The organism is Nocardia sp. NPDC023852, assembly GCF_040639505.1.
Taxonomy (GTDB): Bacteria; Actinomycetota; Actinomycetes; order Mycobacteriales; family Mycobacteriaceae; genus Nocardia.
Genome location: NZ_JBFAAB010000007.1, coordinates 145,748 through 158,943, shown reverse-complemented (window position 1 = coordinate 158,943; position 13,196 = coordinate 145,748). Strand labels below are relative to the sequence as shown.

Annotated in this window: 1 protein-coding gene (cut by both window edges); it reads left to right on the top strand. The window is 65.3% G+C overall.

Every position in this 13,196-nt window falls within one protein-coding gene, locus tag AB0H00_RS14330, for a glycerophosphodiester phosphodiesterase family protein (protein WP_357265723.1), read on the top strand. The gene is 123,276 nt long; 60,283 of those nucleotides lie to the left of the window and 49,797 to its right, leaving coding positions 60,284-73,479 in view, spanning codon 20,095 (partial) through codon 24,493 (complete); the first codon wholly inside the window starts at position 3. Both the start codon and the stop codon lie outside the window.

The following is a 13,196-nucleotide window of genomic DNA, read 5'->3' as shown; positions in this document are numbered from 1 at the left end:
TCGATCTGCAGGATTTGCCTGCCGCCGTGGAGAACGCATTCTGTGATGCGCTTATTCGCGCCGGATGGTGGCGCGCGGAAGCAGCGGCCGAGACAGCGGTGCGCGACCTGTTCGTCAAGAAGTACAAGTCCATCGACAGCGACCGTAAGCAGTTCAACTTCCAGGCATGGAAGGAGTATAAGCAGTTCTCCGCACGGTGCTTCCTCCGGGACGGAACATTGAATCCTCGTGAAGCGCTGCGGGAATCGTTTCGGATGGTCCGGAATCACCCGGAACAGGCGACCGAAGGACACGAGACCCTGTACCGGTTGCTGCTCGAGAAGGCTGAGCAGCGGCGTGACAGCAGCATTCGCGACCGTATCGATAACAATCCGAACCCACCATCCGTGGCGGAATTTGCTGCCGAAATCGGTGCTGAAACCACCGGTTTCAACCTGCGGGACATGGACTCGGAAATCGGCGGCGCGGTCGTCGACACTCTCCGGGACAACCTTGCCGAGCACCCCGAGGTCCGGCTGGAAGCGTTCCGGATCGTGCCGTTCGGCGGTAAGGACGAGTACGCCTTCGCGAGAATTGTTCCCGGCCTCCAGACCTGGATCCTGGAGTTCAACGAACGCTTCGCGATCAATCCGGAGTATCTGCGGGGACTCTGGGTGAACGACCTGTGGTACCGGCTCGAACCAGACCAGAATGGGAAGACCCGGTACACGGGTCCAGGCAAATATGCCGGCTATCACCCCGGTATCTCCGGCGATCTGGCCCATGTGGTGCGGATGATCATCGAGCACGAGTTCGCCCATCTTCTCCGTCCGTACACCGACGACGACAAACTGCTGGATGAGTACCTCGAGCACGCCGAGCAGGGCTTCCCGTACGGAGCCCCGTCCGAGGACCAGGAAGCAGCCATCCGGCAGTTGCTCCTCGAGCGTCTGGGGATGTTGCTGTCGCTGGGGCTGGCCTTCCGTGCGACCACCACCGACCCGTCCAGCACCGCGGGGACGTGGCTGTTGAGCGAGTTGAGTGGATACAGCATCGAGAAGATTTCGGTCGATGTCGAGGATGACGGTTCGATCAGCTTCCGCAAGCGACGCGTGATCAACCTCCACGAAGCGTATCCGGAAGCGCGCGCGGCGGTGCGTGCCGCAGAGACGGGCGAGGAGACCGGGAGCCGGTGGGTCACCATCGGTGAGCAGGTGGTCGAACAGGTCGTCAGGGGGAACCGGGTTCGTCGTGATCGGCGCAATGCGAGCGATACCGGGGCAGGTGATCGGCGGCGCCCGATGGCAATGGGGTCATCTCAACAGTCGAATTCGGAGAACCCGAACTATCTGGACGATATCCCCGGAGACGAGTCGACCCCGGACTCGCTCGAAGACGCCCTGAGCGCAGGCCCTGAGATCTCGGGGCGCGGCGATGACCGGCCGCGGCGGGCGCCTGCGCAGATCGGGTCGCAGCATCCGAGGCCCCCGCGTTCCACCGGTACGGCGAGCCTCACCGGTTTCGACCCCGTTCCGTCACTTGTGGACTGGGCACCCGACTCGGTGACGGCGAGGAATATCGAGAAGGTCGCGTCGGTCGTGACCGGCTGGGATGACGGCCTGACAGTGACGGTTATGAAGCTGGCGGGTGCCTCGTTCGAGGCCGGATGTGACGTGCGGGTGGGTACGGATACGTCGGGGGCGTTGGCTGTCGAGGTGATCGATGGTACCGACATCCCTGTCACGATGACGTTGACCGTTGATCGGATTGCGGCGGTATGGCGTGTGCGGCATGGGAATCATGCCGGATTCGGTGCGGTGCTGGAGCTGGCGGAAGCACTCGATCAGCAGTGGGCGCTGGCCGGGTTGGCCGATCACCTCGACGTCCATGATCTGACCGCGCAGGTTGTCGAGCGGCCACATCTCGAGCCGCGGGCTGCCTGGCGTCTCGGTGGTCTGGCCGTGGGCCAGGTCCCGGATACCAGCGAAGAATCCGGAGGCTTCCGGCAGTCGGTAGTCGGTGTTCAGCAGCGCGAGGCTGGGCATGAGCTGCGTCGGGACACTTATGAGGCGGCGCGGCCGGACGCGGACTTGACCCCGAAACACGGTGCGCCAGAACCTGTTCTGGTATTCATCGGCCCGGACGGGCGGATCCGCACGATGGATGGCGCGCTGTACGACACCGACGGTGCGCCGCAGCCGTTCGCGATGGGTACCCGACCGGGTGATTACCGCACGGGTTCCGGGCTGGCCGAGCTGCGCGAGTCGTGGCCTTCGGCGGCCGGCGGGCCCGCCGGATTCGGGACCTGGGTGGTCGAGCAGGGCCACCTTCGGAAGGTCGCGACCGGGGATGAGCTGATCGGGTCGCCGAATGCTGATCCGAAATTCGTTATGCAGCTGCGTTTCGACTTGGGCTTGCGCGGGGTGGACGTTTCTGACGTCGTGTTCACATCTGCCTCTGGTGTGGCAAACCCGTTGGGCGGGTTGTGGGCCGAGGGGGGCGACGCATTCTCGGTGGAGCACCTGTTCATGGATGGCTCCGACCGGGACGTCGAACAGTTCTTTGCCGGTTACGGTGATGACTTCTCGGTTCGGCTGCGATCGGTCCGCTGGGCGAAGGGCACGCCGGAGTGGGTGTCACTGACCTTGGCGTTGCATTCGGTGCATGGCAGCGTGGATGAGATCACCACCCTGCGGATCGCTGGGATTCGCGAGGGAGACCAGTCTGAAGCCGGGATCGGTCGAGTCGAGATCCATCGAGGAAAACCCGCTCTGGGGCTGGCCCCGGACTGGGTGGCGCAGGCGGAAGCCGCTCTGCTGCAGCGGTTGGTGACGTGGCTGAGTGAGGCTGGTGTCGAGTGGGTTGAGATTCAGGACGATATACCGGAGGATTCCGCCGCCGCGGCTGAGTCGGGGGCGGGCACCGGTTCGAACTCGGATGAGGCATTGTCGTGGGCGGATGCCCTGGGAGGACCCAGTTCGTCGGATGGCGCGACTGGCACCTCGAATACGGATCCCGGCTGGCGCAGCGCGTACGAGACTGCTGAGGAGTTCGAGAACGCTCTGTCGGGCAGCCCCGACGATATGCCCGCCGATAGCATGCCGTCGACATCCGAGATCGACGGTGTGACGCCGCTGGGAAATCCGTCGATGCCTGGACTGCCGCCCGACCACGTCGGTTACGGGGGCGGCGGTCTGGACGATCCGATCGACTCCCACTTCGAACATGCGGCGCGACAGAATCGGCCCGGCATCCCGGGGCAGGGCAATACCGCTGGACCGGAGGGCATTTCGGAGCCGTCACCGGATGTTGCTGACGGCACGAATACCGAGATCGATCGGATTTTCGACTCGCTCGAGCGTCGAGGTGTCGAGGTGTCGGGCCTTCGGTCGCTGGTTCCGAATGAAACGGTTGACGAGATCGTGCTTGGTGCGGATGCGGCTCTGGCCAAGTACCCGTGGCTCGGGCTGGATGGCATCGGCGTCGCCACATTCGTGCAGATGCGTCGCAAATTGCCGTCGGCTCGCGAGGACGATGTCGTTTGGACGTATCAGGAGTCCGACGGCAGGGGTGGTGTTTCGACCCGGATCGTGTTCAACGAGGTTTTCATGAGCAACCGGGAATTGTTCACCGCCGCTGTGGCCGAAACCATTGGTTATGTCGCCGACAGTAGCGATCATCCCGGCCGGACGGCTGTGTACTACGAACTCGGGCGGGTGGTGTACTGGACCCACCAGCAACGAACCGAGAGCCGTGTCATGGATGTGCTGGTGGGGCGCTTCCATGGACGTCCCCGCGGCGACGTCGACTTCGTGTCGTGGTTCGAGTCGCAGTTCAGTGAGCGGTCGATCAATCCGCGCACGACATCATTCGATCTGAACGAGGCGTGCCCCGAATCGTGGGCCACGATGGAGCTGGCACCTGCACGCGCCACCGAGGGGCATGAGGCGATCCACGAGCTGATGGGTGGCCATCCGGCTGGGCAGACCGAATCGACGGAATCGTCGCGAGAACAGCGGGAGAAGCTGCCCGACAGCGCACCTGGCGAGGGCACAAATCGAGACGACGAGACCGATACCGGGGTGGGTGGCGGACCTGAGGGTGGGGTCAGTCGTACGGACCGGCTGGGCGGTTGGAGTGGTCGTGACCGCAAGATGATGCGGGGGCCGTACGGGCACCGCAATATCCGCAGGTTTCCGGAGAACGTTCCGCCTGAGGACGGGCCGGAGGGTCATTCGGAGCCGTCTCCGGATGACAGTGCTCCCTTCGAACCATTGGGAGACAACGACAGTGCTGGCGGCGACGAGCCGGCGGCCTCGAAGACCGTGCATGCCGACGAGTCGGCGGCCGAGACCCACTCAGCCGCAATGGCTTCCGGAATGGGTCGGCGCACGATCGTTAAAGGAATCGCTCTCGGTGTCGGGATGGCCGCGGTGCCTGGGATCAGCGAACCTAGTGAAGGGCTGCCTTGGCCGCGGGGGTCCCGGACCCTCTGGAATATCAGTGGGAAGAATTCCGGTCTTCCATGGAATAGGTCCAATTACAAGAACCTGACAGAGCTGCTCGAGGATGGCGCATCGCCGTACCAGGCGTCTGATGCGGTCGGCGTCGGCCAGACGCAGGCTTCGTTGGAGCGGGCCTCGGCGGATCGTGAGCTGTCGGAGTTGGGGGAATGCGCGGCGCGGATGGCGCGGCTGTCGCGGATGCGTGCGCTGGAGGCAGCGGAGAATGCGGACGATCCGCAGATCGCCGAAGCGAATGCACTACGTGCTTTCAAGATTTCGGAAACCAGCGATGACGACGATGCGTGGGGTGAGTACTACGAGGAGCGAGTACGTGCGGCGGGGAGTCCGGTCCACCTGGGGCTCGCGGAAGCCGCCGCCTTCTGGCTGAGCCGTAGGCCGGGTTCGAGGTTCGAGGTGATTTTGTACAGCGCTGGTGCGCTGGGCGATGCACGGGCCCGATTTCGCGCGATCGAGGTGCGCAATGGCGGTGACGAGGATGACGATCGGTTCGTCGTGCTGGATCTGCACCCGCAGCCGAGTGCCGGGGTGTCCCCGCTTTCCAATGACGAGTTGCGCCGCATCGACGACGGCGAGGTACTCGACCTGAGTGACCACGAGGTCGGCTTGGCGGAGTATCTGGCCGCACAGCCATTGGACAGTCAGCGGATGGTGGTGATCCGGTATCACGAGAACGGGCTGCCGGTGTTCCCGCTCGCCGATGGGGCTGAATTGGAGCCACGGACTTTGACGTTCGGTGCACCGAACGGTTCGGGTGGCGCTCTTAGGCTGGCCGAGGAATTTGAAGAAGCAATAGCTGGGCTCAATTCTGGTCATACCGATCGAGCTTTCCGTTATGCCAACCGAGTTGTGGGACCTGTCGATGAAGAGTTGGCCGTAACGTTGGCCGCGCGGGCGGCGGCCGACGCGTTGGCTGTGGGGCGTAGTGACCAGGATGTCTGGTTGATCGCCGAGATCGGCGGGATGGCTTTGCTGTTTGCCGATAGCGGTGGCAGGCCTTGGTATCGGGTCGATTTCGTGGATGACGGCGATGTACGAACCTGCCGCATCGCGGTCCGTGATCTCCGGTCGGCCCGGTTCGGCGCGGCGGTTCGCGATGCCGTTGGCTCATTGGCGCAGCTGTTCGATGTGCACGATGTAGCCGGAGCGATGGCGAGAGTCGATGAGCTGATCGAGGGCATTCAAGACGATGACACCGCGATCGTGGTGCGGCTGGTTACGGATGATGATGGTGCCTCCGGTGTGGTGGTCGGTGTGTCGGATAACCGCGCGATGTTCGCGCGTCCGGATGAGGGCGCTGCGCGGACGAGGAAGCCCGACGGTGTGCTCGACTACCACTCGGCTGGCGGTCTGCGCGGTTACGATCCTCGGCACGACGGTGAGGCTCCAGCGCTGGGAGGCCCTCGACCGCGGATTCCACGGAGGGGACCGGGTGGGCTGGGCGATACCGGCCCGAGTGGACTCGGTGACTTTGCGCAGTTCGACGGTTCCAGAGCCTCTGATTCAAGCGACGTCAACGACGCCCTGGTTGAGGACGCCGAACGACAGGCGGATGCGGACGACAGCAGTCCGGAAGTGACGAGGGCGGCGTGGGTACCGCAAGGCGTTGAGCATGACGAAGACGAGCACGGCGCTAGCTACTTCAGCATGTATCGGCGGGCTGACGCCGGTCAGGGTGTTTACGGCGGGTTGGTGGGCATTCAGGGCAGGGTCGATGAGAACGGCGTCCTGACTTCGAGGATCAGGGTGGCCGATGGAACGCTGACCGGGCAGGAGATGTTCGAAGGCCTCATGGCTGCCATTGGGCATCGAGTGCGGGTGATCGGCAGCGTTTGGCAGTCCGATGCTGCGGGCGCTGACAACCTGGACAGTTTCAATGCCGGTGTGCAAGAACTGTTTTTCTCTCCTGAGGATGCGGCACGGAATACGTTCACCGGGAAGCGGGCCGTTGAGTTCGGCTATACCGAGGTTGCGATCTATTACCGCCGTGGCATGGACGGTGTTTTGGGTGAGAACACCGCTGTCCGAGTCTTTTTCGCTGGACCGGATGTAGCCGAACGTGGTTTCGTACCGGGTGTCTGGGACGTGGATGCGTTGGTCGCTGACCGTGCTGCCGCGTTGTCGTCGTTGAAAGAAACGATTCGTCGGCGGCCCGAGATTGATCTCGCCGAGTTGGTGTCGGATCGATATGCGCAGGTGTTGGCGCGGGTAGGGCACGACGACATGCTGGTTGCGGCGGTGTCGAGATATCACGAGGCACAGAGTCAGGTCTCTTGGGCAGAGCAGTGGATCGGTGCGGTCGACGGGGAGCAGCAGGTCGCTGGGGCGAGCGTTACTGATCCAGGTGACAGGGCGATCGGGCGGGCCCGCGTTCCGGCCACCGGGACAGCCGGATCGTCCGGGGATGTGGGCGGCGGCCTGCCTCCCGGCGTACCTGGTCCGCCCGGTACGCAGCTGTACTCCCGCATGGGTGTGCAGGACTACGAGCGCTCGGACTTCGGAGACGGCAGGGCAACGCCAAGCGAGGTTCCCGGTGAGGCGCGGGTGCTGTTGGTCAATGCGTTGCGGAAGGTTGCTAGCGATAGCCCGTACCTCGGGGTGTTGTCCGAGGCGACCGACAAGCAGTTGCTGGCGGGCATGAAATCGCTGGCCGAGCTGTATCCGCGTGGGCGGGATATGCACCGAGTCCTGGTGCAGCGGTTCTGGAATCTCCGCAATGTCAACGTCGCCGCGGCGACGCTGAGTGAGTCCGCCCAGTGGGTGCGCGATTTGGAGGCCGAAGCGGTCGGGTTGCTGGCCGTCAGCGCCGCCCGTGTCGTGGACGCCGAGAGCCGGGTCGAGAGCGGGTTGGTGGAATCCCAGGGCCACCGGGGCGCGCGCGGCTTGTGGCCGGAGAGCACCCTGCAGGGTTCCGCACGTGCGATGGCGATGGGCGTGCACGCCATCGAATTGGATGTGCACCGCACCGCCGACGGCGTCCTGGTCGTCTACCACGACGCGGTGTTGCATGCGAACACCGCCACCGATACCGGCCCGGCATTCGAGGGCGACCCGATGTGGCCATACGTGGGCAAGCACATCGGCGACCTGACATGGGAGCAGCTGCAAACGGTCGACATCGGAGTCCTCAACCACGGTGAGCACCCCGAGCAGCAACCCGTGGGCGTCGCGCGGATTGCCACGTTGGCCGACCATCTCGATCAGGCCGAGCGGATCGGGTACCGCGGCAAGATTCTGACCGAGGTCAAGTCCAACCCTGCAATCCAGTCTGCGGCTGAGGTCGAGGCGGGTAAGCGGAAGTCGAATAATGCCGCCGTGCGCAGGTTCACGGGCGAGGTATTGCGCGCCTACGCCGGTCGCAAGCTGCGCTATGAGGTGTTGGGCTTCGACTGGCGGGTGCCGAAGTACGCCACCGAACTTGCCCCGCAGTATGCCGGGAACCCGCCGCTGAACACTGTCGCGCTGGTCGAAAGCCGGTCCCCGGCGGACCACATCCGGTGGATGAACCTCGGTCCCGACGTCGATGTCTCGAATATCCCCGCCGCCGCCAAAGCCGTGCTCGCGACCAGGATTTCGGCGGACAGGAAGATAGTCGACGACAAGTTCCTCGAGGACGCCCGCGCCGCCGGGATCGACCCCACCGTGTGGACGGTGAACGCCGCCGAGCACATGCACGAGCTCATCGCTAAGGGCGTCGTCGGCATTGTCACCGACCACCCCGACATCCTGCGTGACGTGCTCGCCGCGCACGGCTTGCCGGTGCCGCAGCCGACGGTCGGCGTGACCGATGACGACCGGTCGGAAGCGATGGTCGGCATGCGTCGGGCGTACGACACCGCCGTCGGGAGGCTCGGCGACCCGCAGTTGATCCGGCAGGTACTCGACGATCTGGACGAGGTCGACGATGTGATCGCTGCGATCGCAGCGGCGGACGATCTGGACGAGGTCGACGATGTGATCGCCGTGATCGCAGCGGCGAACGATCTGACCGCCGTGATCGCAGCGGTGGATGATCTGATCGCCGCGATCGCAGCGGCTGCGGAAGACCGCCGGGGACAGTTGACAATCGAGGCGCAGGACAACCTCCGCAGGGACGCGGCGGCCGCGGGAGTGACGAACGACCAGATGCCGCGGCTTCTCGCACTGCGCGCCCTGGACACGCACCAGCGGGACCTGGTGGCGGCGGCCCGAGGTGGGGACCGCACCGCGTTGGACAAGCTGAAGACCCGGCACATGCGCGCGGTTCTCGCCGCGGTCACCGAGGCCGTCGGCCACATCGGCAGCTTCCGGTGCAAAGCCATCGTCGACGAGGTGTTCACCGCGGTGGCCAACGGCACGGCCGACCTGGCGGTCGCTGGTGGCCGCGATGTGCGGGAGTGGCTGATCGGCATCGCCCACTACCTCCGGCTGCGGAAGTCGCTGTGGTCGCCAGCGGAAGAGGCGTCGGACTGGGCAGACGGCTACGTGCCCGCGTTCCTCACCGAGGCGGCCGCGAACCCGGCGGTGTGGGACCCGATTATGGCGCGGCTGCTCCCGGAGCACGCCGAAGCGCTGCGGCTGCGTTTCCAACAGAACCTGTCCGCCGAAGAGCGGGCCCAGCGCTCGCAGTGGCCCGATGGCCCGCAGCCGATGCGTACCCGGCTGACTCGCGCGGTCTTCTTTGCGCACCGGATGTTGTACGGCGACCGGATCGGCCCGTTGCATGACCGTCCGACCGAGGTCCCGTCGTGGACGAAGCCGATACTCGACGAGATCCTGGCTGCGAAGACCGCGCGGTACGAGTCGGACGATTTGTACCGGACGTTCGAAGAGGCTACGGACGACCAGTTGCTGCGCGGCCTGCGGTCGCTGCAGACCTTCGGTGACCACCGGGCCGCTGACCTGCGACATGTCCTGGTATTGCGGTACTGGCAGCAGTACTCGGTAGTCGACATCGCGATCGAGATGGGGGTCGACTCCGCGCTGGTGGCGGCTATGGAGAGCGAGGGCATCACCCGGCTGGCCTCCGCGGTGGAGCGCGTCGTCGACCTGGACAACGACGAACTGCTGCCCATCGAGGTGCCAGGACCGCCGAGTCGTATCCGGGCGCAGTGGGATTCGTGGTTCAAGCCCGATTCGGACGCAGGTCGGCGCAAGCGCGGGGTCTGGGTTCCTTCGTCTCCCATGGTGAGTCATCCTGCCGACGATTGGGGGCTGCGGGATGTGGCCACCACCGACGAGGTGATCGCGGTGCTGCACGCGCACGGCGTGGCGGTCACCGCACCCGACGGAGTCGAGTTCGAGACGTTGGTGGAGCTGGCGCGCGCGGTCCGTGATGTGCTCGCCGCGGATCCCCGGGCGAATGTGGCCGAGGTCGGGGTCGGCGACTTCGGTGGCGCGGCGTCGTTGAAGCTGGCCGAGACGGTCCTCGCCGATCCGGCGAGTTTCCAGGCCAGGTGGCTGGCGGGGGCGACCAACGGGTTCTATCAGGGCCCCGCCGACCGCCCGGTGTACGGCGCGGCCCTCAACCAGGCCGCCGCGATGCGGGTCGACGCCGCGTTCGAGCGTCTCGGCGACCGGGCCGACGTGGTGATCAACAACGTGTTGCAGCAATGCCAGCGAGACGCGGCTTGGCCGAGGACCCCGGGGCCGTACACATCGTGGCGGGACGAGCAGTTCGGCCAGAGCACGGCCACGTCGTTCGACCCGCGTGCGGCGGCGCGATCGGCGTATGTCACGGTGCTGCACAAGGGATATCGGGCCGCGACCGAGGGTGAGCGTGCGTTGTGGCGGTTGCTGACCGGCGGGCCGTTCCAGGCGCGGGTGAGCGAAAGACGTAGGGCACACGACGCGGCATCTGTGCTGAACAATCACCTGCGCGCGTGGGGATTCGATCACGATCTCGCGGCCGCCGCTGCCGGGCGGGTGCACGAGGCGGTCGGCACACACGGCCGGATCACTGCCGAGATGGACGGCGAATCCCACGTGCGTATCGAGGTTTTCGACGAGATCGAAGATGGTGACGCTCAGCGTGCGGGGGCCGACGGGGCGGACACGGCGTCCACCCCACGGATGGTGGCGGTGCTGTCGGCGGACGGGCTGACGGTGCTCGACCGCCATGGGTCCGAGGAGTTGGACCTGTCCACTAGAGGGCTGGTGGTGGTTTCGCACGGCGCGGCCGATGTGGCGCAGCAGTTGGCCAGGCTGCTGGACGAAAATCCCGACCTCGAGCTGGCGGCATGGCGCGGCACGGTCACGCATGTCGATATCGATGGCAACGTGCGCCAGGAGATGCCGCTGCGCGTGTCGGTGGGGTACTCGTCGCGTTATGAACCCGTGTTGGTGCGCGCGGGCGGGCAGTGGTACGACCGCACCGGCCCGGTCGACGACGCCGAGGCCGCGACGCTGACCCGGCAGCGGGCCTTCGAGCAGCTGGATTGCGTGGTCGAGGTGATCACATTCGGCGGGGACGTGGCGCAGACCGACCTGGAATCCGGGGGCGCGAGCACACCGCTGCGCACTCTGCTGGAGTTGTTCCGGGACAAGGCCGCCACCCCCGGTTTCCTCGCGACCGCCGTGGGTGGGGACTGGCATCGCGGCGGCTTGTCGCCCGAAGAGGCCGTGGCCTTGGTCCGCGACTACGGCGACCGCGTGTATCTGGCCATCCAGAAACCGGGTGCGCGGGCAGCGCACACGGTGCTGCTGTACCGGGATGCTGATGGTGGTGTGCGCTGGCACGACAAAATCAATGGCCGGGTCCGTGACGAGCCCATCGCGGCGGACGGGTCGCTACCGTCGGCGTGGTTCCCGCCGGGGACCAAGACCTTCGGCATCGTCGTGGACGCCAATGGCTGGCGCGAGATCCCCAAGGGCAGTGACGGCCTACCGCCGGAAGAGAGCAGCGTTCTGCTGCGTGCCGACGGGACTCCGGCACAGGGGTACGGGATCCACCTGGACGACGGAGGGGTCTCGACCGCGAGGCCCGGCGTGGATTGCCCGAACGTTCGGCTGGGCGGGGGATTCGACTTCGACGACGACCCCGTGGGCGGCGAATCCGACTACAGCCCAGAAGAAAGTGGTCGAGCGGCTGAGGTCGAGCTGGGACCCGTTCCTTCGCTTGTGGAGTGGGAACAAGAACAACCTTCAGTGACGGTTACTCGCGCCCACGAGGTCAGGCCGGCTATCGCTGGATGGGATCCCGATATCGCGGACGTGGTGGGGCGTGTGGCGCGTCGCGCATTGCTGGAAGGATCCGACGCGGTGCGGGTGGGTAGGGACGTGTCGGGTGCGGTGGCTGTCGAAGTGATCGATGGCGACACCATCCTGCTCACGATGTGGCTGACCGACGACCACGTCACGGCGATATTGCGAGTGCAGCAGGGAAATTGGGAGCATTTCGAGAAAGCGGTGAGCCAGGCGGATTCGCTCGATTGGCGGCTGTCCGATCCGCTGTCAGCGTTGGAGGATGGTCTCGACACCGACGATCTGACCGTGCGGATGACGTTGCGGGTGTCGCTGGATCTCGATGAGCCGATAGTGCAGCCGCTCTTCGGTGATCTGGCGTTGGGTCTGATGCCGGTCGAACCGACCCCGGGCAGCGACGATTCGTCCACGGCAGAGGCGCTGAGGCTCGCGCCAGACCAGCGGCCACCGGACTTGCCAGGGGCTGCGGCCGGCGAGGGTTCGGCACCGGACGCCGAGTATCTCGCTGCCATTCCCGGTATCGAACGGCTGAGCGACGGCCTTTATCGCTGCGATGGGTTCCTGATCGAGTCGCGAGAAGACGGGCTCAGGCTGCATCGGCAGCTCAGCGGGAACATCGGCAATGGACACCGTGTGCTGGCTGTGGCGGCTAAAGCGCGCGGAGGCCGAATCCACCTTTATCTGCGCACCGACGAATCCGACTATGAACTTCGTGGCGACGGTTTGTCGCCGTTGGGCTTCCAGGCGGAGGCGGCGAAATCTGCCCTCGACCGTATGGAGAGGGCACAGGTTCCGCTCCAACAGCAACTCGCCGAGTGCGGGTTCGTGCCTATTGCCGACAACATCATGCAACTGCGCCGCGGCGATGGAGTATTGACCGCAACGGTCCTTCCTGATGAAACGATCGTCTTCTACGAGCAGGTTGGCCACCATGGCGAGCGGAAGCTGATCGCGCAATCGAAAATCGTGGGTGTCGGCACCACGCCGGCGCGGGACCGAGATCTGCCGGCCCTGCATCTGACGACCGGCTGGCTGGACTACACGCTCGCCGACACTTCTCCGACGGATGCCCGGGTGGTGCGTCCGGTCACTGCCGCCGACATGGGCTTGACCCCGATCTCCGCGTATGCCGAGGAGAGCGGTTTCGTCGTCGGCGGAGACAATCCGACCACGGTGATCCTGGGTCTCACCACAATAAACGGGCATGCTGTCGGCGACCTCGAACGCTGGATGCGGCCATTCGATGAGGAACATGCTGGGGATCACACCGATAGAGATGAGTTCATTGGTTCGTCGGATGGCTTCCTCGGTCCCGACGACGGGCTGATCGAAACCCTGGCCCGCGACAACGACCTTGTGCGAGCTCTGGGACTCAGCCATAAGGATCTCGCCGAGGCCGTCCAGCTGACTCGACAGCTGGTGTCGACCTGTGGCGTGCAAACCTACATCGGCGAAGGCGATCACACCTACGACGTCCACAGCACGGGAAGCCTCGGCTACCAGGAGTCACCT